Origin of the sequence: Streptomyces hamibioticus (assembly GCF_047946815.1) — a bacterium.
GTDB lineage: Bacteria > Actinomycetota > Actinomycetes > Streptomycetales > Streptomycetaceae > Streptomyces.
Map to the genome: position 1 here is coordinate 516,917 of NZ_JBKKQY010000001.1, position 25,670 is coordinate 542,586.

A 25,670-nucleotide genomic window follows, 5' to 3' on the forward strand; every position below is an offset into this window, starting at 1 on the left:
CTCAGTCCTGGGCGACCAGGGCCGGTGTCGACGTCGTGAGCACCTCGCCGCGGAAGAAGGCGGGGCTGCGCCGGCGCATCACACTCATGATCACCAGGCCGAGGGCGAGCAGGCCCACGCCGATCACGAAGACCGAGCCGACCCCGAAGACGGAGGAGCCGCTGCCGTAGGCGGGGTCCCACATGTCGACGAGCGTCTTGGCGAAGACGGCCGCGAGCAGCACTCCGCCGACGACCGGGAACACGCCCCTGAACATCAGGTCGCGTCCGGACTTCAGCAGGTCGGAGCGGAAGTACCAGGCGCAGGCGAAGGCGGTCAGCGCGTAGTAGAAGCAGATCATCAGGCCGAGGGCGTAGATCGTGTCGATCAGTACGTGCTCGCTGACCAGGGTCATCACGGTGTAGAAGACACCGGTCGCGATGCCCGCCGTCACCGTGGCCCGCCCGGGGGTGCGGAAGCGCGGGTGGACCTGGGCGTAGGAGGCGGGCAGCGCCTCGTACGTCGACATGGCCAGGACGGTCCGGGCGACGGGGATGAAGGTCGTCTGGAGGCTGGCCGCGGCCGAGGCGACGACGGCGACGAACAGCAGGACGCCGAGCCCCGGGCCCATCACCGGGCCGGCGAGGGCGGCGAAGACGTTGTCGGAGTTCTCGGGGTTGGCGAGGCCGAGGCCCTGCTCACCGGAGCCCACGACCCTCTGCGCGGCGACGCCCGTGGCGAGGTAGGAGCCGATCAGCACGATCATGGCGACGAGCGCGGCACGGCCGGGGGTGCGGTCACTGCCGCTGGTCTCCTCGTTGGCCGTCAGGCAGGCGTCCCAGCCCCAGTACATGAAGATCGACAGTGACAGGCCGGCCGTGAACGCGGCGAACGACTGGACGGCGAACGGATTCAGCCAGGACCAGGAGAAGTCGACGGAGGTCGGGAACTCGGCGCTGCCCGCCTTTCCGAGGGCCATCGTGACGAACGTGGCCAGGACCACCAGCTGCAGCGCCACCAGCGTGTACTGCAGGCCCTTGGTCGCCGTCATGCCGCGGTAGCTGACGACGGTGGCGATCGCGATGAGCGCCAAGGTGGTCAGGATGTGGACCGCCTTGTTGCCGTCGAGCGCCGCCACCGCCTCGCTTCCGGTGAGCTCTCCCGCGAGCAGCCAGAAGTACGAGGTGGCCACGCCGGCCAGGTTCGACAGCACGATGATCGTGGCGATCACCAGGCCCCAGCCGCACATCCAGCCCAGGCGGGGGCCGAACGCCTTGACCGTCCAGGTGAAGGAGGTGCCGCAGTCGGGCATCGCCTTGTTCAGCTCGCGGTAGGCGAAGGCGACGAGCAGCATGGGCAGGAACCCGGCGAGGAACACGGCTGGCAGCTGCAGTCCGACCTCGCCGGCGGTGGCACCGAGCGTCGAGGTCAGGCAGTAGACCGGCGCGACGGTGGAGACACCGATGATCGCGCTGCCCACCAGGCCCACGGAGTTCCCGCTCAGGCCTTTCGCCCGCATACCTTCGGCGGAACCGCCGTCGTGGGTGTCGGTGGCCTGTGGCCGTACGTGGAGCTCAGTCATGAACGAGACGTTAAATCCTGCGGTTTCCGTGGTGGCGGTTCCCTGGGGTAACACCTTCCGACGAGCCAGAGCCCATACTTCAACGGTCAACGAGCGAGCGAGCCTTCGTTCCGAAGGCTCTACCTCGGAAAGCCTCGGGTGTTCCAAAGGGTGAACAAACGGTGTCCGATATTCGGTAATCGCAGCGGTGTCCGGTTTTCGCCGTTTGCAGCTTGCCCAGTGACTTGCGTCACCCCGCGCCGTCGGGCCTCACCGGACGATCCGAGGCCCGAAGGTCAGGGCGAGCGTTCCGGCGGGTTCCAGGGCCACGCGCACGCCCGCGCTGATCCGGTCGAGCGTCGCGCGCAGCCAGGCACGGTCCGCGTCCGGCGCGTGCTCCAGGCGCATCCGGCGGGCGCGCAGGGGCACCATGCGCAGCGCGGCGAGGCGGCCCGTGGCGGCCTCCACCGAGACCAGGTGGGCCAGGCGGAGGTCGTCGCGGTACTCCTCCCACCCGGCGATGCCCTCGTAGTCGTCGATGAAGTCCCCGCAGCCGTAGAGGATCAGCCGGTCGCGGTACACCTCCACGGGGCGGGGGTGGTGCGAGGAGTGGCCGTGGACCACGTCGACACCCCCGTCGACCAGGGCGTGCGCGAAGCGGACCTGGTCACGGGGCACGCGGTAGCCCCAGTTGGAGCCCCAGTGGACGGACACCACCGCGATGTCCCCCGGCCGCGCGGCCTGCCGCACACGCCGGGCCAGGGCCCGGGCGGCGTCGGTCGTCGGCTCGGCGACGTAGGCGAGGCCCGACCGCGCCGTGGTCGCAGCCCAGCCCGGCGGGATGCCGCTGGAGGCCGCACCGACGGCGAACACCAGGACACGGGCGGTGCGGCCGACGGAAACCACGGCCGGCGCGTGCGCCGCCGCGGCGTCGCGCCCGGCACCGGCGGTCCGCAGCCCCGCCCCCGCCAACGCGTCCAGCGTCTCGGCCAGGCCGCGGCGCCCGAAGTCCAGGACGTGGTTGTTGGCCAGCACGCAGACGTCCGGCCGGGCCACCGTCAGGGCGGGCAGGTTGGCCGGGTGCATCCGGTAGTGGACCGCCTTGCCGTGCGCGAACTCGCCGTCGGCGGTGACCGCCGTCTCCAGGTTCAGGATCCGGACGTCCGGGGCGGCCCGCTCCAGTACGTCCAGCGCCTCGCCCCACGGCCACTCGGGGCCGACCGGCGCGGGCACCGGGCCACCGGCCCGCTCCGCCAGTTCCACGTAGGAGCGCGCGTCCCGCACCCACTCCTCCCGCAGCTCCGGGGCGCCGGGATGCGGCAGGATCTGGTCGATGCCGCGTCCGAGCATGACGTCACCGCACAGGAACAGCGTCACGACGTCGGGGTGCCTGCCTCCATGTTCCCGGTGCGCGGCCATCTCTCGGCACCTCCCACGACACGTGCGGACGGACGGGTGACCGGGGCTTCTCCCGGACCGTGTGCCCGCTCCCGGACCGCCCTCTTCTTGAACACGTTCAAATTTTACCGCTACGCTGGGCCCACCGAAGCCGAGGAGGCGCACGATGAAGGTGGTGCTGGCCGGCGGAACCGGACAGGTGGGCACGGTTCTGAACCGTGCGCTGACGGCGGCCGGGCACGAGGTCACCGTGTTGACCAGGCGCCCGAGGGCAGAGCGGGAGACCGGCTGGGACGGGGTCACGCTCGGCCGCTGGGCGGAGGCGGTCGACGGCTGCGACGTGGTGATCAACCTGGCCGGGCGGAGCGTCTCGTGCCGCTACACCGCGGAGAACCTGCGGGCCATGATGGACTCCCGGGTGGACTCGGCGCGGGTGATCGGCGAGGCGATCGCGGCCGCCGCACGGCCACCGCGGCTGTGGCTCCAGATGAGTACCGCGACGATCTACGCCCACCGCTTCGACGCGGCGAACGACGAGGCGACGGGGGTGATCGGCGGCTCGGAGGCCGGGGTTCCGGACTACTGGGCCTACAGCGTGCGGATCGCGAGGAACTGGGAGCGGGCGCAGGCCGAGGCGCGCACCCCGGCGACCCGGAAGGTGGCGCTGCGGTCGGCGATGGTCATGAGTCCCGACCGGGGCGGCGTCTTCGACGTGCTGCTGCGGCTGGCGCGGCTGGGACTGGGCGGGCCGGTCGCCGGTGGCGCGCAGTACGTCTCGTGGATCCACGACGAGGACTTCGTGCGGGCGGTGGAGTTCCTGATCGACCGGGACGACCTCGAAGGGCCGGTGAACCTGGCAGCGCCCGGCCCGCTGCCGCAGCGGGAGTTCATGCGGGTGCTGCGGGCGGCCCGGGGCGTCCCGATGGGGTTGCCGGCGACGCGCTGGATGGCGGAACTGGGGGCCTTCGCGCTGCGCTCGGACACGGAGCTGCTGCTCAAGAGCCGCCGGGTGGTGCCGGGGCGGCTGCGCGCGGCCGGGTTCGCGTTCACGTACCCCGAGTGGGAGGGGGCCGCCGCGGATCTGGTGCGACGGGCCGGGTCCTCGCGCGGGGGCGCTCGTCCGGTCCGCTCCCGGCGGCCGGGGCGCGGTGGGCGGTCAGTGGCCGTGGACGCCCACCTCGTGGAGTGAGTAGCCCCAACCGGTGCCGCGCTCCAGGAACTGGAGGCGGACGTACCGGGCGGCCGTGGCCGGGAAGCGGGCGGTGTCCAGGCCGCCGTCGCCCGCGGTCGTGGACCAGGCGGTGCGCCACCGCTCGCCGTCGGTGGACAGGTCGATGCGGTACGACGTGCCGTACGCGCGTTCCCAGTCGAGGGTGACGCGGCCCACCTGGTGAGTGGCCCCCAGGTCGATGCGCAGCCACTGTCCGTCGCTCCGGTCACTGGCCCAGCGGGTCTTCCGGTCCCCGTCCACGGCGCGGCCCGCCGCGTAGCTGGTGAACGGGTTCCACTCCGTCGAACTGGCCGTGGCTGGCGCCTTCCCGGCCAGGTTCACGGCGGGCCGGTGCCGCTCGGACGCGCCCCAGGTGTCGAGGTAGGACTCGGCGCCCCGGAAGAGGTCGTCCACCACGTCCTGGCCGCCGACGAGCCGGATGTCCTCGATCCAGTCGGGGACGAGACCGTAGTGCGCGGCTCCGTCGGTGTTCAGGTCCCAGGTGCGCTCGCCGGTGGTCTGCCGGTCGAGGACGGAACCGCCGTCGACGCTGCGGAAGGGGTACCTGACGGGGTTGTCGGTGTCCGCGCCGCGGGGCCCGGGCCAGCCGCCGACCCCGTTCATGTCCGTGCCGTAGCCGTAGCCCACGCCGTACTCGTCGCGCAGCGCGTCCGTGCGCTCGGCCTCCGCGCTGAACGCCTGGGAGCCGTGCATGTACTGGGCGATGAAACCGCCGAGCCGGTAGACGCGTTCGGTCCAGTTCAGGTCCATCCAGCTGTGCGAGGACAGCACCCCCGGGTAGGACTCGGCCTCGAGGATGTCGAGCACCCGGCCGGTGGCCTTGACGCTCATGTGGTCGATCTCCAGCATCATCCCGCGTTGCATCATGCCGCGCACGGCGTACTCACCGAGGCCGGTCAGCCCACGGACGTTGCACTGCGCGTCGGCGTCGTACGAGGGGACCCGCACGCCGGCGGGCAGCTTCTTCTCCGCCTCGGGTGCGGCGGCTTGGCCGATGGGGTTGTCGCGCTGCGGACCGGTGCACTTCTCCGTCCTCCAGAAGGTCCCGGTCGACAGGAACTGGCCGACGTTGATCGCCGTGCCGAGCGCCCCGGAGTCGAAGCGGACCCCGCACAGCGCGTTGTCGAACTTGTGGCACAGGAACATGCTGCGCACGCCCAGCGCGTGCAGCTCGTCCAGCCCCTTGTCGATGTCCTCCTTGCCGCACTGCGGGACGTCCAGGATCTGCTTGCAGCCGAACGGCTCCGACGTCTCCACGCCCAGGATCACCGCCAGCTTGCCCTGCTCGATCACGTCGCGGGCCTGCTCGCTGTCGGTGACGATGCGGAACCAGCCCTTGCCGGGGCCGCCGTACATCCTGTCGATGTAGGCCTGGAGGTCGTAGGTCAGCTTCGCCTGGAGACGGATCGAGGTCATCTCGTCGCAGCCGCGGTCCTTGAAGAAGTAGACCGAGCAGATCACGCCGTTGGTGACGAGGTCGTTGACCATCACTCGCTGGCCGCCGCGCCAGGCCCGCTCCACCCAGGCGTAGTAGTTCTGCTGGTGGGTCAGGGAGTCGTGCGCCGGCCAGTCCTCGAAGGTGGGCCAGCCGACCGGATCGTGCCGGCCGTCGCCGCCGTTGGTGATGAAGTCGAAGATCGCCAGCGAGCCGTCGGGGTAGTGCTCCGGACAGTCCTTGAGCGCGTCGGCGATGCCGGCCTCGGAGAACGTCCGGCCGCAGATGAGCCGCCCGCCGAAGGCCTCGTTGGACATCAGGTGGTTGTGCGCGTCGACGAAGCCGCGCACCTCGCCCCGGGAGTCGGTGCCCCGGAACGGCTCGCCGGTGACGTTGATCGCGGAGTCCGGCGCCGGCCGTGCGCCGGGCGTCCACCAGTCGCCGTCCGCCGCGGAACTCGGCGTGGGGACGAGGGCGGTGGCCAGCAGCAGGAGCAGCGAGACGACGGTGACACCGGTGCGTCGGCGGTACGGGCGTCGGGCGTTGGTCACGGGCCACGTCCCTCGGTCGGCGGGATGACACGGTCGACGGGCCGAGCCGCCCGGGCGGGTGGCCGCTCCCCCGGCGGGCAAGGTTGTCATGACCGGTGCAATGCCTGCTGGGGCAGCATCGCCACTCCGGCGGGGCGAGTCAAGAGTCACGGCCGCCGGCGTCACCCCTTCATGACGCCCGCCGCCCCGTGCGCACCGCCCCCGCGCTCGCTGCGACCACCAGGGCGACGGCCAGGCACTGCACCGGCGAGAGTGTCTGGCCGAGCACGAGGAAACCGGCCAGTGCCGCGATCGCCGGGGCCACGCTCATCAGCACCGCGAACGTCGACGCCGGCAGCCGGCGCAGGGCCAGCAGCTCCAGGGTGTAGGGCAGGCCCGAGGAGAGCAGGGCCACCGCGAGGCCGAGCGCCAGCACCCCCGGCTCCAGCAGGGTGCCGCCGGCGGAGGCGATGCCCAGGGGCAGGCTCATCGACGCGGCCACGGCCATCGCCACGGCGAGCCCGTCCAGGCGCGGGAAGCGGGCTCCGGCACGGGAGTTGAAGACGATGTACGCCGCCCACATCGCCCCCGCCCCGAGCGCGTACCCGGCACCCACCGGGTCGAGCGCGCCGAAGCCGCCCCGTCCGAGTCCGAGCAGGAAGACGCCCGCGAGGGCCAGCCCCGCCCAGACCAGGCTCACGGCCCGGCGTGCGACGGCGACGGAGAGCAGGAGCGGACCGAGGACCTCCAGGGTCACCGCCGGGCCCAGCGGGATCCGGTCGATCGCCTGGTAGAAGAGGATGTTCATGCCGCCGAGGGCGAGTCCGAAGCAGGCGGCGACCGCCCAGTCGCCGCGGTCGTGGCCGCGCAGCCGGGGGCGGCAGACCGCCAGCAGCAGTACGGCCGCGAGCGTGATCCGCAGTGCCACCACGCCGAGGGCCCCCGCGCGCGGGAACAGCAGCGCCGCGACCGCGGAGCCGAACTGGACGGAGAGGGCGCCGGCCAGCACCAGCCCGATGCCGCCGAGGCTGCCGGCACCGGTGCCGCCGCCGACCCGGACGCGGCCGCTCGCCGGCAGGCGCCGGGCCGTCGGGGGCCCGGCGTGCGACCGGGACGTCGAGGGAGTCATGCCTGCACGCTACGAAGCCGTGCGGCCCACGTGAAATGCCCGTTGGCGCGCCGTTATGCTTCCCAGGCATGACCATGGAGCTGCGGCATCTGCGGGCCTTCCTCGCCATCGCCGAGGAGGGCACCATCACGCGTGCCGCGGCCCGGCTGCACACCGGCCAGCCCGCCCTGTCCCGGACGCTGCGCCAGTTGGAGGACCATCTCGGCGTACGCCTGGTGGACCGCTCCACGCACCACCTGGAGCTGACCGCGGCGGGCCGGACCTTCCGCGACCGCGCCGAGACCGCGCTGGCCGCCGTGGACGCGGCCCTCGACCCGCGCACGCTGGCCGCTCCGCCGCTGCGGCTCGGACACCCCTGGGCCGCGCTCGGCGACCTGACCGTTCCGCTGCTGCGCCGCTGGGACGAGGCGCATCCCGACGTACCGCTGGAGCTCCGCCGCATCGACGACCGCACGGCCGGGCTCACCCAGGGCAGGGTCGACGTCGCGCTGCTGCGGGGCGCGGTCGCGGCGCCGGAGCTGACCGGCGAGCTGCTGCTGGAGGAGGAACGGGTGGCGGTGGTGCCCGCGGACAGCGACCTCGCCGGACGCGCCTCCCTGCGGCTGGCGGACCTGGCCGCGTGGCCGATCGCCCTGAACACGGTGGCGGGCACCACCACGCTGGAGCTGTGGCCCGCCGAGATCCGTCCCACCGCGACCGTCGAGGTCACCAACACCGACGAGTGGCTGACGGCGATCGCCGTGGGCCGGGCGGTGGGCATCTCGACCTCGGCCACGCCCCGCGTCCACACGCACCCCTCGATCGCCTACCGGCCGCTGGAGGACGCCCCGCCGGTGCCGCTGCTGCTGGTCTGGCGCCGTGGCGTGCCGGCGCACCCGGCGCTGCCGGCGCTGGTCCGGCTGGCCCGCAGCGTGGTGGCGGGAGACTGACGGCCGGACGGACGGGTGGCGTGCCCGCCCGTGCGCGAAATGCCGGCCGGGCTGCAACTGCCGCGCCCCGGGTTCCGTCTTGATCAGGGGAATCGAACGGATGGAGGCAATGGTGGCGGCGGACAGCGGTGTGGCTCCGGCGGCGAAGGCGCGCGTGCCCCGGTGGCTGCCGCGCCGGACGGGGCGGCGGGCCGGGGGCGAGGGCCGGCGCGGCGGACGGGACCGGGCCCGGGGCCGGGTGCTCGCCGCGCTCGCCGTGCTCACGGCCGCGCTGCTGGTGTTCCACGGCGCGGTGCCGAACTCCGTGGGCCGCCTGGGCAGTCTGCTGGAGACCTTTCTTCCCTGGCTCGGGGTGGTCGTCGGGTTGCTGTTCGGCCTGGCCCTGCTGCGCCGTTCCGTCCTGGCGCTGGCCGCCCTGGTGCTGCCGGTGACCGCGTGGGCGTGCCTCTTCGGCGGCCTGCTGCTGCCCGCGGCCGCACCGGACCGGCCGGCCCTGACGGTGGTGCAGCACAACGTCAGTGACGAGAACGCCGATCCGGCGGGCACGGCCCGCGCGCTGGCCGGCGCCGGCCCCGATCTGATCGCGCTCCAGGAACTGGTGCCGTCGGCGCTGCCGGTCTACGACAAGGTCCTCGCCGACCGGTTCCCGCACCGCTCGGTCCGGGGCACGGTCGGTCTGTGGTCCAGGTATCCGCTGAGTGACCCCCGGCCGCTGGACATCAGGCCCGCCGGTGTCGACGAGAGCTGGCGCCGCGCGCTGCGGGCAACGGTCCACACGCCGCACGGTGAGATCGCCGCCTACGTCGCCCACCTGCCGTCGGTCCGCGTGGGGGCGAGCGGTCTGGCGTCCTCCCGGCGCGACGAGAGCGCCGCCCTGCTGGGCGAGGCGGTCGCCGCCGAGGAACTGCGCACGGTGCTCGTGCTGGGCGACCTCAACGGCACCGTCGACGACCGCGGCCTGGCCCCGCTGACCTCGCGCCTGGACGCGGCGGACCGGGGCTTCGCGTTCAGCTTCCCCGCCGGGTTCCCGGTGGCCCGGATCGACCAGGTGCTGGCCCGCTCGGCGACCGTCGGCCGCATCCGCGCCCTGCCCGCCACGGGCAGCGACCATCTCCCCGTGGCCGCCCGCGTCTTCCTGGACTGACACACCCGTGCGCCCGTGCGCCCGCACGCCTCAACGATCGTTGCCGGGCGCTCAACGCCCGTTGAGGAACGGGCTGACGGCCCGTAGGCTGTGCCACCGTAGCCCGTGACCACCTCTCTGGGAGCGCACTCGTGGAACCGCCCCCGCAACTCCCCGACACGTTACGGCGCCTGGAGGCGATCATCGAAGAGCGGGGCCTGAACCGCTCGCGGCTTCTCGACCCGCAGCAACTGGCCACGCGGACGGCCCTGCCCGTGGCCACCGTCCGTACGCTGCTCGCGGGCGGGACCGCGCCGCCCGAGACCGTCAACGACCGGGTCTGCGCCCGCATCAAGGCGGTCGCCGCCGAACACCGGGCCCGTACCGGCCGGCGGATGTCGGACCTCGCGGCGGAGATCCGCACACGCCTCGGAGTCTCCGACTACTGGGCGCGCCAGGTGTGCGACGGCAAGAAGGTGCCCAGCGTCGAGTTCCTCCACGGCCTCGTGGAGTTCTTCGGGGTGGAGGCGGGCGAGGCGTTCTTCACCGCGGACGCCCCCCAGGCCCTCAACCGGGCCCTGCTGCCGCTGCTGCGGGAGCTGCAGGGTGCGGGCACGGGCTCCGCGCAGGTGCCGGCCGCCGGCGCGACGCAGACGCTGGACGAGGTTCTGCAGCGGTTCCGGGGCCTGGACGAGCAGGAGCAACTGCAGGCGCTGATGCGGCAGTTCGGCGTGGACCCCCAGGCGCTGGCGTTCCGTGGCACCGGGCAGCCCTCGGCCGGTCGGCTGGCGGCCCTGCTGATCCTCGCGCTGAAGGACGACGAGTGATCGCCAGAAGAGGACGCAAGGGGTTACCGCCGCCCAGGCAGTTCCTGCCCCGGCTCGTCCGGGAAACGACCCGGCGGGTGACGGTTCCCCTCCCGCCCGAGGGGTTCCTGGGTGCCGTGTGCGAGACGCTCGGTCCGCGGCTGGACCGGCCGATCAGGCTCAAGTTCCTGCGGTTCCCGCCCGGGATGGAGGTCTCCGGGGTCACCTTCGCCACGGACGACGCCTATGTGGTCGTGGTCGAGGACGCCGTGCCCGACGCGCACAAGTTCGTCATCACCGGGCACGAGATCGGGCACTGCTACTACGGCACCCTGGACGTGCACTACCCGTCGGCGCCGCCCGCCGCCGCCCGCCGACTGCTGTCCCGGCCCGACGAGGACATCCCCTGGGACCAGGTCGTCGCCCTCGCCACCCGGTCCTCCGCCGCGAGCGACCCGGCCGCCGAGTGGCAGGCCGAGGAGTGCGGCCTCCGGCTGGCCGCCACGTTCCACAAGGTGGTCGGCCCGCAGGCGGCGCCCGGCCGGCCCACCCAGGACACGCTGACGGGGCGCCTGTCGTCGTCCCTGACCAACCTCGGCGCGCTGTGATGCCCTGGGACATCGCCGGCCATCACGTGGTCTACGCCGTGCCCGCGGCCCTGGGGACGACGGCCCTGGTGATGAAGCTGCCGCTGCTGCGGCGGGCCTGGCACGACCCGATCCTGCGGGCCACGGCACTACTCCTGGTGATCGGCGTGGTCAACTTCCTTTCCCTGCCACCGCCGAGCCTGCACCTGATCAACCGGATCACCGGAGTGCCCAACTTCGCGGCGCCCTGGGCCTATTCACTGCTCACCGCGTACTGCGGCGCCTGTCTGTGGCTGGTGCTCCTGTGGAAGAACCCGCCCTCGGCGACCCGCCGGCGCCAGATCCGCGCCGTCGCCGTCTGCTACGCCGCCGTGATCGTCGGCCTGTGGACGACCTTCCTGCTCGCCGACGCACGCGTCGAGCGACTGCGCGACCTGGACACGTACTACGCCAACACCCCGTGGATGCGCGAGCACATCGTGCTCTACCTCCTCGCGCACCTGGTCTCCGCCGTCGTCACCGCCGGCATCCTGTGGGCGTGGTTCAAGGAGATCGACCAGGTGTGGCTGCGCCGCGCCGTGGTGCTCCTGCAACTCGCCTACGCGCTCGGGTTCCTCTACGACATCGCCAAGCTCACCGCGGTGGCCGCCCGGTGGACCGGCCGGAACTGGGACTGGCTGTCCACCTACGCGGCGCCGCCCTTCGCGTTCGTGGAGGCCGTGCTCGTGGCGGTGGGCTTCATCGCCGGACAGGCCGGCCCCCCGGCGCAGGACCGCCTGTCGGCCTGGCGCACCCACCGCCGGCTGGCACCCCTGTGGGAACTCGTCCGCACCGTCAGCGTCCCGCCCGCGCCCGCGACGGGCCGGGTCAGCGGCATCGCCCTGCAACTGGAGATGCGCCGGGCCGCCATCAACGACGGCCTGCTCGCCCTCGCACCGCACCTGAGCCGCTCCCGGCGCGACCTGGCCTACCGCCGGGCCCGGGCAGCCGGTCATCCCGAGCCGGCCGCGCGTGGCATCGCGGACGCGGTGGACCTCACCGTCGCCGTCGACGCCGTCCGCTCCGGCCGGGCCGCGCCCGCGTCCGCCGGCCATCCACCGCCCACCGGGGCCGCGCCCGGCCGGCTCGGCCCGGACAGTGAACTGGAGTCCATCGCCCACGCGCTGCGCTGCCACGCAGCCGACGTCGAATCGATCCGCCGGCAGGCGGCCGCAACAGAAGGTCTCTCCTTTCATGCCTGACACCACCGGCCGCCGCACGGCGGTCGTCCTCGGCGGCAGCATCGCCGGCCTCTTCGCCGCTGCCGCGCTCACCGAGTTCGCCGACGTCACCATCGTCGAGCGGGACATTCTGCCCTCGGGCCCCGAGCCGCGCCGCGGCGTTCCCCAGGCACGGCACGCCCACGTCGTGTGGACCGGCGGCGTGCGGGCCTTCGACTCGCTGCTGCCCGGGCTGGTCGACGACATCGTCGCCCACGGCGCCCGCCTGCACCGCGTCATGGCCGACATGGTCTCCCGGGCCCCCAACGAGATATGGTTCCGGCGTTTCTCGGGCCCCGAGCACCACGTCCTGGTGTGCTCCCGGGACCTGCTCGACTCCGTGGTCCGCGACCGGGTCCTGGAGGATCCGCGCGTCACGGTGCTGCAGGACACCACCGCGCTCGGCCTGGCCGGTGACGCCCGCCGGGTCACGGGCGTGACCGTCCGGACCGGCGACCGCACCCGCACGGTGAGCGCCGACCTCGTCGTCGACGCGTCCGGGCGGGGTTCCCGCACCCCTCACTGGCTGCGGGAACTCGGTCTGCCCCGGGTCACGGAGCGGGAGATCAACGCGGGCATCACGTACGCCACTCGGCTGTACCGGGCTCCCGGCACCGCCGCGGACATCGACTTCCCGATCGTCAACGTCCAGGCCAATCCGGCCATGGCCCCGGGCCGGGGCGGCATCGTACTCCCCGTCGAAGGGGGCCGCTGGATCGTCACCCTGGCCGGCACCCGCGGCGCGGAGCCCACCAACGACCCGGCGGCCTACACCGACTTCGCGCTCGGCCTGGCCGACCCCGTCATCGGTGAACTGATCAAGGACGCCGAGCCGCTCACCGGCGTCATCACCACCCGCAGCACCGCCAACCAGCGCCGCTACTACGAGAAGATGCCGCACTGGCCCGACGGTTTCGGTGTCCTGGGCGACGCCGTCGCCGGTTACAACCCCGTCTACGGTCACGGCATCACCGTCGCCGCGCAGTGCGCGCTCGCCGTCCGCGACACCCTGCGGGCCACCGAACTGACGGCGCCCGGCACGGCGCGGCGGCTCCAGCGCGCGACGGCGCGTCCCGTCGGCGCGGCGTGGGGTCTCGCCGTCGGGCAGGACGCCTTCTATCCCGGCGCGACGACCACGCCCCCCACCCTTGTCGAACGGTTCCTCGCCCGCTTCGTCGACCGGGCCGTCGCCACCGGCGCCCGCAACCCCCGGGCCATGCAGGCCCTGCTCGACGTGATGAGCCTCGACAAGCCGGCCAGCCGCCTCTTCTCGCCCGACATGCTCGTGCCCATGCTGCTGGGCCCGAAGAGGCCCCATCTGCCGGGCCCTCCGCTCACCGAGACGGAACGCAAGACGGCGATCTCCTGACCGCTGCGTCCTCACCTCTGCGCCCTGACAGCCGTCTGCCGTCAGCGTCTGCCGGCAGTTGTCTCCTGGCGCGATGTCCCAGCAGTTCCTCAGCGGACTTTGGCGGCTTTCTTAAGGCTTCTTGAAGATGACCTTCGAAGCGCTTCTCGGCGTTGGCGCCGTCCTAGGCTCTGGGCAACCCCCCACAGTCCCGGTGGGCGCGATCGCGTCCACCGGGTCTTGACCACCGACCGACAGCCGAGGTGTCGTACGCATGGGTTCCCGCCGAGCCGACCGACCGTCCCGCAGTCACGCACGCCCCAGGAGGGGGCTGCGGGCGCGCAGCACCGCGCTGGTACTCGGTGCCGTCACCGTCACGGCGGGTGTCGGGATCACGGTGGCCGTCGCCGGCGGTGACGGGAAGAGGTCCTCGGACCACGTGGCCGCCGCTACCGCCCATGGGACGACGCCGGATTCCGGGGCCACGGCGGGCGGTGCAGAGACGCCCGCCTCCCCGTCGGCGAGTCCGAGCGCCTCGGCGAGTGACGCCGGCCCGACCGCGAAGCCCGAGACGAAGCCGCGGCGGACGGCGAGCCCGACGAAGAAGGCCGCGCCCGCCTCCGAGCCCTCCGTGACACGGGCACCGAAGAGGGCGAGCGAGCAGCCCGCCGGTGGTGGCGGTGGCTCGGCGGCGGGGTCGGGTTCCGGCTCCGTATCCGGTTCGGGCTCCGGCTCCATATCCGGTTCGGGCTCCGGCCCCGGCTCCGGCACGGCGGGCGGCGGGCCCGAGGCGCGGGTGCTCGCGCTCGTGAACGAGGAGCGGGCCGCGGCCGGCTGCTCGCCGGTCACGGCGAACGCCCGGCTGGCCCGGGCCGCGGACGACTACAGCGACGTGATGGCCGCGAGCGGTGTGATGTCCCACACGGGCCCCGACGGCTCCACCATGACCAGCCGCGTCGAGGCGGCCGGCTACCAGTGGTCGACGCTGGGCGAGAACATAGCCCGCGGGCAGGCCGACGCCGCCTCGGTGATGGAGTCCTGGATGAACAGCCCCGGCCACCGGGCGAACATACTCAACTGCTCCTTCAAGGAGCTGGGCGTCGGCGTCCACTTCGGCGACGGCGGCCCCTGGTGGACCCAGAACTTCGGCACCAGCCGCTGACCCGGCCCGGCGCCCCGGCCGGCGCCCGGTCGAGCGCCCCGGTCACCGCCGTGCCCCGGCCAGGGCGAAGGACACCCGCACCCGGGCGCCGCCCATGGACGCGCGGGTGATCGTCAGTTCGCCGTCGGCGGCGCGGGCGGCCCGGGCCACGATGTCCAGGCCGAGGCCCGTGGAGCCGCCGACGCTGACCCCGCGGGTGAGGGCCGCCTCGGGGTCCGCGACGCCCGGGCCGGCGTCGTCGACCGTGAGCAGCACCTGCCGGTCGGCCCGCTCCACGCGGACGGCGAAGGCGGTGCCCTGCGGGGTGTGCCGGAAGACATTGCCGATCAGCGCGTCCACGACCGCCGCGAGATCGTCCTCGGGGAAGGGGACCGGTGTCGGGCGCGGGCTGAGGTACCGCTCGTACGGCCGGTTCTGCTGGGTCGCGAGCACCGACCAGAAGTCCAGGCGCATGGCGACCACCTCGGCCACGTCGCTCGGCTTCGCCGTGGTCGAGGTCACACCGCCGGGCTGCGTCGCGGCCAGTGGCGTACGGGCCGCGGTGATGATCGAGTCGAGTTCGCTCTCCAGCTGGGCGGCGGCTTCGGTGACCCGCCGGGCGCTCGGGGTCGCGCCCATCCGGTCCGCCTCCAGATAGAGCGCGGTCAGCGGCGTACGCAGCCGGTGGGAGAGGTCGGCGACCAGTTCGCGTTCGACGGCGAGCAGGTCGACGACCCGGTCGGCCATGGTGTTGAACGCCGCCCCGGCCTCCTGCAGCTCGGGCGGTCCGTCCGGCTCCACGCGCACGCCGAGGTCGCCGGAGCCGAGGGCCAGCGAGGCCCGTTTCAGGCTGCGCGAGGAGCGCACGACGCGGGCGCCGAGCCGGTCGGCGACCAGTACCGACCCGCCGACCAGGCCCACCGCCAGCAGAGCCATCACGCCCCAGGACGCGGCCACGCCGCGGCTCAGGTCGGCGGCCGGCACATACGCCTCGACCACGGCGACGCGGTCGCGCGGGAGGACGACGGGCTGGAGGTAGACCCAGCCGTCGGCGGTGTCCATGGCGAGCGTCTCCCGGGCCCGTACCGCCCGGTCCAGGGCGTCCCGGGGCGCGTGCGGGGTGCCGACGAGGCCGCCGTCGGGCAGCCGTACCGCGAGCTGGTCGGTGGACCCCAGTTCGGCGACGGCCTGCTGGACGTCGGCGCGCTCGGTGGTGAGCGCCAGCACGGGCGACAGCGCGGAGGCGCGCTGCTCGGCGACGGTGGTCGCCTGGTCGCGGGCCTGTTCACGGACGAGGAGGGCGAGCGGGACGAGGAACGACAGGGCCACCATCGAGGTGACCGCCAGTGCGATACCGGCGAGAGCCCGTCTCACGGTGATCCGACCAGCTTGATGCCGATTCCGCGCACGGTGTGGAGGTACCGGGGCTGCCGCGCCTTCTCGCCCATTTTCCTGCGGAGTGCGGAGAGGTGGACGTCCACCGTCTGGTCCTCCAGGTAGGACTGCTGCCACACCTCGGCGAGGATGCGGCGCCTGGATATGACCTGGTCGGCGTTGGCGGCGAGATAGGCGAGCAGATCGAACTCGCGACGGGTGAGGGACAGCTCCCGGCCGGCCAGATGCGCGGTGCGGGCGGTCGGGTCGATGCGCAGGTCGGCGACCTGGAGGACCTGCTGCCGCGCGGCCCGCACCTCGGCGGGCGCGGACCGGCGCAGCACGGCCGCGAGCCGCGCGGCGAGCTGGCCGCCGGAGAACGGCTTGACCATGTAGTCGTCGGCGCCGGCGTTGAGCAGCCGGATGATCTCGCTGTCCTCGTCGCGGGCGGTGGCGACCAGCACCGGCACGCGCGAGATGCCCCGGACCATGCGCAGCACGTCCAGCCCGTCGAGGTCGGGCAGGCCGAGGTCGAGCACGACGATGTCCGGCGGGCTCTCGGTGATCTCGCGCAGCGCCTCGAAGCCCTGGTGCGCGGTCCTCACCGCGTAGCCGTGTCCGGTCAGGACATCGATCAGCGCGGCCCGGATCACCGGGTCGTCCTCGACGACAAGTACGGAGGCCATGGGCAGGCACGTTAGCCGGTCCGTCACTATGGTGTCGTGTCCCGCCTGCTGCGCTACCTGATCATCTGGCTGTCGTGCACGACGGCCAGCGTCACGGCCGTCGTCCTCACGATCCACTTCGTCGTGGGTTCGACCCGGCCGACCGCGCCGGTGGCGCAGTCGGCGCCGAGGGAGCTGCCGTCGTCTTCGCGGCCGGCGGCCACCGAGAGCGCCCGCCCCTCCCCCAGCCCGACGCCCACCAGGAAGAAGGCCCCGCCGCCCGGCCCGACGCCGTCCCGTACGTCGCAGCAGCCGCGCGAGACGCCGTCGCCCCCGCCTCCCCGCCCGTCGCCGACGGTCCGGCCGCCGGAGCCGAGCGCGGGCGGGCCGCGGTGCGACGGGGGCGGGTCCGGCGTGTACACGGTGGCGTCCCAGGGCGGCAAGGTGACCGTGCGCTTCGGCAGCGACAGCGTGTGCCTGGTCTCGGCGGTGCCGAACCAGGGGTTCACCGTGGCCACGAGCCAGAAGGTGCCGGAGACCCTGACGGTGACCTTCTCGGCCGCCCGCCACCGCTCCGAGATCACCGCGACGACCGAGCCGCGGGACCAGGCGAGCGTCCGCGAGGTCTCGTTCTGACCCGGGGGCGGCGGCTGGCGGCCCCCGGTGCGTCACGGGGCGGGCCGCGAGGCCCGGACGCCGGCCCTCCACGCCGGTGATGCGCCCGCCCTCGGCCTCGAAGAGGCGCCCGGCCGTCCCGGCGCAGCAGTTGACCTGACCGACGCTGCCCGGCGGACCCGCTCCGCAAGACGATTTCCGCGCGCCCTTTCCGCCTGCCCTCTCCGCCTGCCCCGCGACGCCGCACTCCAGCACGGTCACCTCCTCCCCCTCCGCTTTCTTTGTCTCTCCGAAGGAAGAAGTGTCGAGATCTTGTGCGAAAGGGGTTACGCCACCCGACCAAGCCCACTAACTTCCTTGCCGTGAGCCGGACATGACACCGTGACCGGCCGTTCATGGCGCGACGGCGCGCGCCTGTACTCCCTCGCACTCCCCCGGCAGGAGCGGATCCTGCCGACACCCCACCCCCCGGGAGACACCTGTGCGCACAAGACCGTATCGACGCAGACTCGCTCGATGGCTGGTACCCGTGGTGGTCTGCGCCGTCGGCGTGGTCCTGCCCGCGGCACCCGCGGCGACGGCCGGACCGGACGGACCGGACGGCACCCGCGAGGCCGCCGCGGCCCCGGAGTTCCAGCAGGTCACCCTAGCCAAGGGCGTCGCCGAGACGGGCGAGCCGATGACCCTGGCGGTGCTGCCCGACCGTTCCGTGCTGCACACCTCGCGCGACGGCACGGTCCGCCTCACCGACGCCGCCGGCACCACCAAGGTGGCCGGCAGGCTCGACGTCTACAACCACGACGAGGAGGGCCTCCAGGGCGTCGCGGCGGACCCGGGCTTCTCCGCCAACCGGTACGTGTACCTGTACTACGCGCCCAAGCTGGACACCCCGGCCGGTGACGCCCCGGCGAACGGCACGGCCTCCGACTTCGCCCCGTTCGACGGCGTCAACCGGCTCTCGCGGTTCGTGCTGAGGACCGACGGCACGCTCGACCTCGCCAGCGAGAAGAAGGTCCTCGACGTCCCGGCCTCGCGGGGCACCTGCTGCCACGTCGGCGGCGACATCGACTTCGACGCCCAGGGCAACCTGTACCTGTCCACCGGCGACGACACCAACCCATTCGCCTCGGACGGGTTCACGCCCATCGACGAACGCTCCTCGCGCAACCCCGCCTACGACGCCCAGCGTTCCTCCGGCAACACCAACGACCTGCGCGGCAAGGTGCTGCGCATCAAGGTGAACGCCGACGGCTCCTACTCGATCCCGGACGGCAACCTCTTCCCGCCGGGGACGGCCAGAACCCGGCCCGAGATCTACGCCATGGGCTTCCGCAACCCCTTCCGGATGAGCGTCGACAAGGCCACCGGCACCGTCTACCTGGGCGACTACGGCCCCGACTCGGGCGTCGCCAGTCCCGGCCGCGGCCCTGAGGGCCAGGTCGAGTTCAACCGCATCACCAAGGCCGGCAACTTCGGCTGGCCGTACTGCACCGGCGGCAACGACGCCTACGTGGACTACGACTTCGCCACCGGAACATCGGGCGCGGCCTTCGACTGCTCGGCACCGAAGAACACCTCCCCACGCAACACCGGCCTCACCGACCTCCCGCCGGCCCAGCCCGCCTGGATCCCGTACAACGGCGGCTCGGTCCCGGAGTTCGGCGGCGGCTCGGAGTCGCCGATGGGCGGCCCGGTCTACCGGTACGACGCGGCGTCGGACTCGGAGGTGAAGTTCCCGCAGGAGTTCGACGGGGACTTCTTCGCCGGGGAGTTCGGCCGGCGCTGGATCAAGCGCATCGAGTCCGCCGGCGACGGCACGGTGCAGTCCGTCAACCCCTTCCCCTGGTCCGGCACCCAGGTGATGGACATGGCCTTCGGCCCCGACGGCGCCCTCTACGTCCTGGACTACGGCACCGGCTACTTCAACGGTGACGAGAACTCCGCGCTGTACCGGATCGAGCACGTCACCGGCGGCCGTGCACCCGTGGCGCAGGCCAAGGCGAACGTGACGTCCGGTCAGGCGCCGCTCAGCGTGTCCTTCTCCTCCGCGGGCAGTTCCGACCCGGACGGCGACGGGCTCAGCCACTCCTGGAACTTCGGCGACGGCGGAACGTCGACGGCGGCGAACCCCAGCCACACCTACACCGCCAACGGCCAGTACACGGCGACCCTGAAGGTGACCGACACCACCGGCAGGTCCGCGACCGCGTCGGTACGGATCACCGTGGGCAACACCGCGCCGGCGGTGAGGCTGGACCTTCCGGCCGACGGCAGCATCTACGACTTCGGCGCGGCGATCCCCTACAAGGTCACGGTCACCGACCCGGAGGACGGGACCATCGACTGCTCGAAGGTCAAGGTCAGCTTCATCGTCGGCCATGACAGCCACGGCCACCCGCAGACCTCCACGACCGGCTGCTCAGGCACCCTGCAGACGCTGGCGGACGGCGAGCACGACCCGAACGCCAACATCTTCGGCGTGCTCGACGCCGAGTACACCGACCGGGGCGCGAACGGTCAGCCGGCGCTCACCACGCACGACCAGCACATCACCCAGCCGTCCCACCGCCAGGCCGAGCACCACGGCGACGCGTCGGGCGTCCAGGTCGTCAGCCACGCCCCGGCGCACGGCGGCAAGACCGTCGGCCACATCGACAACGGCGACTGGATCTCGTTCACGCCGTACGCGCTCGGCAACGCCTCCCGGTTCACCGCCCGGGTCTCCTCGGCGGGCTCGGGCGGCACCATCGAGGTGCGCGCCGGATCGGCCACCGGCACGCTGCTGGGCACGGCGACGGTTCCGGTGACCGGCGGCTGGGAGACCTTCCAGGACGTCACCGCGGACCTCGGTGACCGGCCGGGCGGCTCGACCACGCTGTTCCTGGTGTTCAAGGGCGGCGCCGGGTCCCTGTTCGACGTCGACGAGTTCTCCTTCACCACCTCGGGCGCCGGGCCTCGTTCGGGCCGGGTGACCGGCGTGAACGGCAAGTGCCTGGACGTCGACGGCGCCCGCAACACCGACGGCACCAAGGTCCAGCTGTGGACCTGCAACGGCACCGACGCCCAGAAATGGACCCTCCCCGGCGACGGCACCCTGCGCGCCCTCGGCAAGTGCCTCGACATCTCCGGCGGCGCCACCGCCGACGGCACCAAGACCCAGCTGTGGACCTGCAACGGCACCGACGCCCAGAAATGGACACCCCAGCCCGACGGCACCGTCCGCAACCCCCAGTCCGCCAAATGCCTCGACGCATCCGGCGGCACCTGGAACGACGGCACCCCCGTCCACCTCTGGACCTGCCACACCGGCCCCAACCAGAAATGGACCCTGCCCTAGTACCGCTCCACCGAAGAAGGAGGTGACACGCACATGCGCACCCGTATCAGAGCGGCCCTGGCCCTGATCACCGGCGCCCTGCTGGCCACGGCCGGGCACGCGTCGGCGCTGCCCGGGACCGCGGACCGCTCGCCCGCCGCGCACGCACCCGCGGCGCAGCGCGAGGCCCGCGAGACCGCGACGGCGGATCCGGCCTACGAGGTCCTGGTGTTCTCCAAGACGGCCGGCTTCCGGCACTCGTCCATCGACGACGGCATCGCCGCGCTGCGCGCTCTCGGCACGGCGAACAACTTCACGGTGACCGCCACCGAGGACGCGGCCGCCTTCACCGGCGGCAACCTCGCCCAGTACGAGGCCGTGGTGTTCCTGTCCACGACCGGAGACGTGCTGAACGGCGCCCAGCAGACGGCGTTCGAGCAGTACATCCAGGCCGGCGGCGGCTACGTCGGCATCCACGCCGCGGCCGACACCGAGTACGACTGGCCGTTCTACGAGGGGCTCGCCGGTGCCCTGTTCCACTCGCATCCGGCGATCCAGTCCGCCACCGTCAAGGTCGAGGACCGCGCGCACGACGCCACGGCCCATCTGGGCGGCACCTGGCAGCGGACCGACGAGTGGTACAACTACCGCACCAATCCGCGGACCACCGCCCATGTCCTGGCTTCGCTCGACGAGTCCAGCTACAGCGGCGGCTCCATGTCCGGGGACCACCCGATCAGCTGGTGCAAGGACTACCGGGGCGGTCGCGCCTTCTACACGGGCGGCGGCCACACCGACGAGTCCTACACCGAGCCCGCCTTCCGCCGCCATCTGCTGGGCGGCATCCGCTGGGCCGCCGGGATGACCGAGGCCGACTGCCGCCCCGAGACCGGCTACCGGCCGCTGTTCGACGGCTCCGGGACGACCGGCTGGCAGCAGGCGGGCCCGGGCGGCTTCACCCTGGCCGACGGCACGCTCACCTCGGACGGCGGGCTGGGCATGCTCTGGTACGCGGCCGAGGAGTTCACCGGCGACTACTCCCTCAAGGCCGACTGGAAGACGGCCGGCGACGACAACTCGGGCATCTTCGTGGGCTTCCCGGCCTCCGACGACCCGTGGTCGGCCGTGAACAACGGCTACGAGATCCAGATCGACGCCACCGACGAGCCCGAGCGCACCACGGGCGCCGTCTACGGCTTCCGCTCCGCCGACCTCGCCGCCCGGGACGCCGCGCTCAACCCGCCCGGCGAGTGGAACACGTACGAGATCCGGGTCACGGGCGAGCGCCTGGAACTGTTCCTCAACGGCCGCAAGATCAACGACTTCACCAACACCGATCCGGCACGCAGCCTCGCGCAGGGGCACATCGGCATCCAGAACCACGGTGACGGTGACGAGGTGTCCTTCCGCAACATCCGGGTCAAGACGTCGGACCCTGCCCCCGGGCCGCGTTCGGGCCGGGTGACCGGCGTGAACGGCAAGTGCCTGGACGTCGACGGCGCCCGCAACACCGACGGCACCAAGGTCCAGCTGTGGACCTGCAACGGCACCGACGCCCAGAAATGGACCCTCCCCGGCGACGGCACCCTGCGCGCCCTCGGCAAGTGCCTCGACATCTCCGGCGGCGCCACCGCCGACGGCACCAAGACCCAGCTGTGGACCTGCAACGGCACCGACGCCCAGAAATGGACACCCCAGCCCGACGGCACCGTCCGCAACCCCCAGTCCGCCAAATGCCTCGACGCATCCGGCGGCACCTGGAACGACGGCACCCCCGTCCACCTCTGGACCTGCCACACCGGCCCCAACCAGAAATGGACCCTGCCCTAGCGGCGGGAGCAGCGTGCGAGAGGGCCGGGACACGTTCCCGGCCCTTTCCGCACGCCCGACCCGGCGCACCGCGCACAGCCCACAGCCCACAGCCCACAGCCCACAGCCCACCGACACGGTCCGGCCGGCGTGGGACGAAAGCCCGCTTTTCGGCCGGCCGCATGCGGGAACCCGGTCGTTCGTCCCGGTCCGCTAGATCGAACAGGAGGCCGCCGTGACGGACGACCAGCGTGCACAGCAGGACCCGACCGACCAGCACGCCCGCCCCGAATTCCCCGCCCAGGACCAGCCGCACCCGGGCTGGACCGGGCCGATGGACCCGCCGCCCGACCACGGGGAACGCTCCTACCGCGGGTCGGGTCGCCTGGAGGGCCGCAGGACCGTCATCACCGGCGGCGACTCCGGCATCGGGCGGGCCGTTGCCCTGGCCTTCGCCCGCGAGGGTGCCGATGTGCTGTTCACCTACCTCCAGGAGGAGGAGAACGAGGCGCGGGAGACGTCCCGCCTGGTCGAGGACGCGGGCCGCAAAGCGGTGGCCGTCTCCTGCGACATCCGGGAGGAGGCCGAGTGCCGGGCGCTGATCGACCGGGCCGTCGCGGAGTTCGGCGGCATCGACGTCCTGGTGAACAACGCGGCGTACCAGATGGCGCAGCCGGACGGCATCGAGGCGATCCCGACCGAGCAGTTCGACCGGGTCATGCGGACCAACCTCTACGGCATGTTCTGGCTGACCAAGTTCGCCCTGCCGCACATGCCTGAGGGCGGCAGCGTCATCAATTCCACGTCGGTGCAGGCGTACAAGCCGAGTCCGCATCTGCTGGACTACGCGATGACGAAGGGCGCGATCGTCACCTTCACGCAGGGGCTGGCGCAGATGGTCGCGGACCGCGGGATCCGGGTGAACGCGGTCGCTCCGGGACCGGTGTGGACCCCGCTGATCCCCGCGACGCTGCCGGACACGGTGGAGTTCGGCAAGCAGAGCCCGCTGGGCCGCCCGGCCCAGCCCGCGGAACTGGCCCCCGCCTACGTCTACCTCGCCTCCCAGGAGGCGAGCTACATCACGGCGGAGATCCTCAACGCGACCGGCGGGACGCCGCTGCCCTAGCGTCCGCCGGCCGGTCGCAGGCCGCCTCCAGGGGCGGCGCCGACACCCCGCAGTGCAGGTGGCACTCGGGGCCGGCGGCGGGCTCCTCCGCCGGAGCGGCAGCCGGGGTGCGGACCGCCGTCCAGGCGATCAGGGCACCCAGCACCAGCGCCCCCGCGCACATCGGCATGGCCTGCCGGAAGGTGTCCTGGAACTGTTCGGGCGACCGGTACGCCTCCGGGCCCATGCCCGTCAGCAGCGGCAGGGCCGCCACCGCCAGCAGTCCCGCGGCGCGCGCGGCCGCGTTGTTGATGCCGCTGGCCAGACCGGCCCGGCCGGCCTCCACCGAGGCGAGCACCGTGGCGGTCAGCGGGGCGACGAGGGTGACCATGCCGAGGCCGAGCACGGCGACGGCCGGCAGCACGTCCCGCGCGTAGGAGGCGTCCTCGCCCACCCGGGTCATCAGCAGCATCCCCCCGGCGCACAGCAGCGGCCCGACGGTGAGCGGGATGCGCGGCCCGATCCGCCGGCCGAGGGCGCCGGCACGGCCGGAGAGCAGCAGCATCAGGACCGTGGTGGGCAGCAGTGCGGTGCCGGCGCCGAGCGCGGAGTACCCGGCGACGGTCTGGAGCTGGACCGCGGCCAGGAAGAAGAAGCCCCCGAAGGCCGCGTACACGCACAGCGTGACGAGGTTGGTCGCGGTGAACAGCCGGGACCGGAAGACGGCGGGCGGCAGCATCGGGGCGCGCCGCCGCCGTTCGACGAGCACGAAGACGACGCCGGCCGCGAGGCCCGCCACTCCGGCGGCGGGCACGCCGTCGATCAGGGCGTAGGTGACGAGGGCGAGAACCGCCGCGCCGAGGAGGGCGCCCAGTACGTCGAACCGCCCGCTCTGCCGGGTGTCGCGCGACTCGGGCACCTGCCGGAGCGCGACCGGCAGACACAGCAGCGCCAGCGGCACGTTCAGCAGGAAGACCCAGCGCCAGCCGGGCCCGTCCACCAGCCAGCCGCCCACGAAGGGGCCGATCGCGGCACCGACACCGCCGAGCCCGGACCAGACGCCGACCGCCTTCGCGCGGTCGTCCGGATGGAAGGTCGCCTGGATGAGCGCCAGGGACCCCGGGGTGAGCAGCGCTCCGCCGACGCCCTGGAGGGCGCGGGCGGCGATGAGCACCCACGGGTCGGGGGCGATCCCGCACAGCAGCGAGGCGAGCGCGAACCAGACGACCCCGATGACGAAGACCTTCCGGCGGCCGTACCGGTCCCCCAGGGCACCGCCGAGCAGGATCAGCGCGGCCAGGGTGAGCATGTACCCGTTGACGGTCCACTGCAGCGCCGCCAGGTCGGTGCCCAGGTCCCGCCCGATGTGGGGCAGCGCCACGTTCACGACGGTGGAGTCGAGCATGACCATGGTCGAGCCGAGGACGGTCGTCAGCAGCACCCAGCGGCCCACGGCCGTCCCCGTCCGTACGGTCCCGGCAGCGTGCTCCATACGAGGATCCTCCCCGTCGAGCGGCCCCTCTGCCAGCCCGCGACCGGCCACGGCGATCGCTTGACCTTGCCCCAGGGGGAGGCCCGACGGTGTCTTCCGGGACCGCCGGGGCCAACCGGCCGACCGGCCGACAAGCGGACGAGAGGACAAGCGCGCGTGCAGAGGACCTGCGTCATTCTCGACATCGGTGGGGTGCTGGAGATCACGCCCGGGACCGGCTGGGCCCGACGGTGGGAGGAGCGGCTGGAGCTGCCGCCGGGCACCGTGCGTGAGCGGATGGGCGACGTCTGGCGTGCGGGGAGCGTCGGCAGCATCACCGAACGCGAGGTGCACGAGCAGGTGGCGGCGCGCCTGCGTCTCACCGCACCGCAGGTCGAGGCCTTCATGGAGGATCTGTGGGCGGAGTACCTGGGAACGCCGAACGAGGAGCTCATCGCCTGCGTGCGCGGGCTGCGCGGACGGTGCGGGCTGGGCATCCTCAGCAACAGCTTCGTCGGTGCCCGGGAGCGGGAGACGGCGCTGTACCGCTTCGACGAACTCGTGGACCGGATCGTCTACTCGCACGAGATCGGTGTGTGCAAGCCCGACCCCCGGGCCTTCGAGACGGCCTGCGCCGACCTGGAAGTCGCCCCGGAGAGCTGTCTGTTCATCGATGACGTGGCGGCCAACGTCGAGGCCGCCCGGGCGGCGGGCATGCAGGCACACCTGTTCGAGGACAACGCCCAGGCCATCGGGCGCATCGCGGCCCACCTGGACGCGCGTCCCGACATTCCACGACCTCCGTCGCTCACCTGACGGGCGGGTCGGCGGTGACGCGGGCCTGTTCGCCCAGCGGGCC

22 protein-coding genes are annotated in these 25,670 nt (G+C 73.0%); 13 read left to right on the top strand and 9 right to left on the bottom strand.

Annotated features, from left to right (window positions below):
* Window position 1 precedes the first annotated feature (1 nt).
* Both ACLGIH_RS02295 and ACLGIH_RS02300 read right to left on the bottom strand, forming a co-directional pair.
* The gene (locus ACLGIH_RS02295; protein ID WP_416523508.1) at window positions 2–1,561 is read right to left on the bottom strand and encodes an APC family permease; all 1,560 of its coding nucleotides are present in this window, start codon (window positions 1,559–1,561) and stop codon (window positions 2–4) included.
* Between the two features lie 249 nt (window positions 1,562–1,810).
* On the bottom strand, window positions 1,811–2,959 hold the full coding sequence (locus ACLGIH_RS02300; RefSeq protein ID WP_416523509.1) for a CapA family protein: 1,149 nt from the start codon (window positions 2,957–2,959) through the stop codon (window positions 1,811–1,813).
* Window positions 2,960–3,104: 145 nt separating this feature from the next.
* Here ACLGIH_RS02300 and ACLGIH_RS02305 point away from each other — a divergent pair, with 145 nt between their 5' ends.
* The gene (locus tag ACLGIH_RS02305) at window positions 3,105–4,127 is read left to right on the top strand and encodes a TIGR01777 family oxidoreductase (protein ID WP_416523510.1); all 1,023 of its coding nucleotides are present in this window, start codon (window positions 3,105–3,107) and stop codon (window positions 4,125–4,127) included.
* Here the strand turns inward: ACLGIH_RS02305 and ACLGIH_RS02310 are convergent.
* Together ACLGIH_RS02310 and ACLGIH_RS02315 are read right to left on the bottom strand one after the other, a co-directional pair.
* A complete protein-coding gene (locus tag ACLGIH_RS02310; RefSeq protein WP_416523511.1) occupies window positions 4,095–6,155 on the bottom strand; it encodes a discoidin domain-containing protein in 2,061 nt (686 codons plus the stop codon). The two genes, ACLGIH_RS02305 and ACLGIH_RS02310, sit on opposite strands and share 33 nt — an antisense overlap.
* Window positions 6,156–6,324: 169 nt before the next feature.
* Entirely contained in the window at window positions 6,325–7,263 is a 939-nt protein-coding gene (locus ACLGIH_RS02315) for an EamA family transporter (protein ID WP_416523512.1), read from the bottom strand.
* 68 nt (window positions 7,264–7,331) lie between these two features.
* Between ACLGIH_RS02315 and ACLGIH_RS02320 the strand changes: the two genes are divergently transcribed.
* The 6 genes from ACLGIH_RS02320 (at window position 7,332) to ACLGIH_RS02345 (ending at window position 13,336) form a co-directional block, all read left to right on the top strand.
* A complete protein-coding gene (locus tag ACLGIH_RS02320; RefSeq protein ID WP_416523513.1) occupies window positions 7,332–8,192 on the top strand; it encodes a LysR family transcriptional regulator in 861 nt (286 codons plus the stop codon).
* Between the two features lie 100 nt (window positions 8,193–8,292).
* Window positions 8,293–9,336 (top strand): endonuclease/exonuclease/phosphatase family protein, encoded by a 1,044-nt coding sequence (locus ACLGIH_RS02325; protein WP_416523514.1) that lies wholly within the window; start codon window positions 8,293–8,295, stop codon window positions 9,334–9,336.
* A 131-nt stretch (window positions 9,337–9,467) separates the two neighbouring features.
* Window positions 9,468–10,142, top strand: coding sequence for a hypothetical protein (locus ACLGIH_RS02330; protein ID WP_416523515.1), 675 nt, complete (start codon window positions 9,468–9,470; stop codon window positions 10,140–10,142).
* A gap of 77 nt (window positions 10,143–10,219) precedes the next feature.
* A complete protein-coding gene (locus ACLGIH_RS02335; protein ID WP_416523516.1) occupies window positions 10,220–10,729 on the top strand; it encodes a hypothetical protein in 510 nt (169 codons plus the stop codon).
* Complete coding sequence (locus ACLGIH_RS02340) at window positions 10,729–11,949, top strand: MAB_1171c family putative transporter (RefSeq protein WP_416523517.1); 1,221 nt, start codon at window positions 10,729–10,731, stop codon at window positions 11,947–11,949. Before ACLGIH_RS02335 ends, ACLGIH_RS02340 begins: the two co-directional genes overlap by 1 nt.
* On the top strand, window positions 11,942–13,336 hold the full coding sequence (locus tag ACLGIH_RS02345; protein WP_416523518.1) for an FAD-dependent oxidoreductase: 1,395 nt from the start codon (window positions 11,942–11,944) through the stop codon (window positions 13,334–13,336). The genes ACLGIH_RS02340 and ACLGIH_RS02345 overlap by 8 nt, the downstream gene beginning before the upstream one ends.
* Before the next feature lie 288 nt (window positions 13,337–13,624).
* Here the strand turns inward: ACLGIH_RS02345 and ACLGIH_RS02350 are convergent, their stop codons facing one another.
* Entirely contained in the window at window positions 13,625–14,053 is a 429-nt protein-coding gene (locus ACLGIH_RS02350; RefSeq protein WP_416523519.1) for a hypothetical protein, read from the bottom strand.
* A gap of 58 nt (window positions 14,054–14,111) precedes the next feature.
* On the opposite strand from ACLGIH_RS02350, the gene ACLGIH_RS02355 reads away from it, so the two are divergent.
* Complete coding sequence (locus tag ACLGIH_RS02355; protein ID WP_416523520.1) at window positions 14,112–14,477, top strand: CAP domain-containing protein; 366 nt, start codon at window positions 14,112–14,114, stop codon at window positions 14,475–14,477.
* A 42-nt stretch (window positions 14,478–14,519) separates the two neighbouring features.
* On the opposite strand, the gene ACLGIH_RS02360 is transcribed toward ACLGIH_RS02355, so the two are convergent.
* Genes ACLGIH_RS02360 through ACLGIH_RS02370 form a run of 3 tightly spaced genes read right to left on the bottom strand, consistent with a single transcriptional unit; the run spans window position 14,520 to window position 17,013 of the window.
* On the bottom strand, window positions 14,520–15,830 hold the full coding sequence (locus tag ACLGIH_RS02360; protein ID WP_416523521.1) for a sensor histidine kinase: 1,311 nt from the start codon (window positions 15,828–15,830) through the stop codon (window positions 14,520–14,522).
* Window positions 15,827–16,516 carry a response regulator transcription factor gene (locus ACLGIH_RS02365; RefSeq protein WP_416523522.1) on the bottom strand — a complete coding sequence of 230 codons (690 nt, stop codon included), beginning with the start codon at window positions 16,514–16,516 and terminating at the stop codon, window positions 15,827–15,829. Before ACLGIH_RS02365 ends, ACLGIH_RS02360 begins: the two co-directional genes overlap by 4 nt.
* Before the next feature lie 53 nt (window positions 16,517–16,569).
* Window positions 16,570–17,013 (bottom strand): hypothetical protein, encoded by a 444-nt coding sequence (locus ACLGIH_RS02370; protein ID WP_416523523.1) that lies wholly within the window; start codon window positions 17,011–17,013, stop codon window positions 16,570–16,572.
* Between ACLGIH_RS02370 and ACLGIH_RS02375 the strand changes: the two genes are divergently transcribed.
* The 4 genes from ACLGIH_RS02375 to ACLGIH_RS02390 all read left to right on the top strand — a co-directional run bounded on the left by ACLGIH_RS02375 (window position 17,006) and on the right by ACLGIH_RS02390 (window position 23,361).
* Entirely contained in the window at window positions 17,006–17,131 is a 126-nt protein-coding gene (locus ACLGIH_RS02375; RefSeq protein ID WP_416523524.1) for a hypothetical protein, read from the top strand. The two genes, ACLGIH_RS02370 and ACLGIH_RS02375, sit on opposite strands and share 8 nt — an antisense overlap.
* A gap of 460 nt (window positions 17,132–17,591) precedes the next feature.
* Entirely contained in the window at window positions 17,592–20,447 is a 2,856-nt protein-coding gene (locus ACLGIH_RS02380) for a PQQ-dependent sugar dehydrogenase (protein WP_416523525.1), read from the top strand.
* A 33-nt stretch (window positions 20,448–20,480) separates the two neighbouring features.
* Window positions 20,481–22,256, top strand: coding sequence for a ThuA domain-containing protein (locus ACLGIH_RS02385; RefSeq protein ID WP_416523526.1), 1,776 nt, complete (start codon window positions 20,481–20,483; stop codon window positions 22,254–22,256).
* A 214-nt stretch (window positions 22,257–22,470) separates the two neighbouring features.
* Window positions 22,471–23,361, top strand: a complete 891-nt coding sequence (locus ACLGIH_RS02390; protein WP_416523527.1) for an SDR family oxidoreductase — start codon at window positions 22,471–22,473, stop codon at window positions 23,359–23,361.
* On the opposite strand, the gene ACLGIH_RS02395 is transcribed toward ACLGIH_RS02390, so the two are convergent.
* Window positions 23,330–24,832, bottom strand: a complete 1,503-nt coding sequence (locus tag ACLGIH_RS02395) for an MFS transporter (protein ID WP_416523528.1) — start codon at window positions 24,830–24,832, stop codon at window positions 23,330–23,332. The genes ACLGIH_RS02390 and ACLGIH_RS02395 overlap by 32 nt on opposite strands.
* 156 nt (window positions 24,833–24,988) lie before the next feature.
* Here ACLGIH_RS02395 and ACLGIH_RS02400 point away from each other — a divergent pair, with 156 nt between their 5' ends.
* Complete coding sequence (locus ACLGIH_RS02400; RefSeq protein WP_416523529.1) at window positions 24,989–25,627, top strand: HAD family hydrolase; 639 nt, start codon at window positions 24,989–24,991, stop codon at window positions 25,625–25,627.
* The last annotated feature ends 43 nt before the right edge of the window (window positions 25,628–25,670 follow it).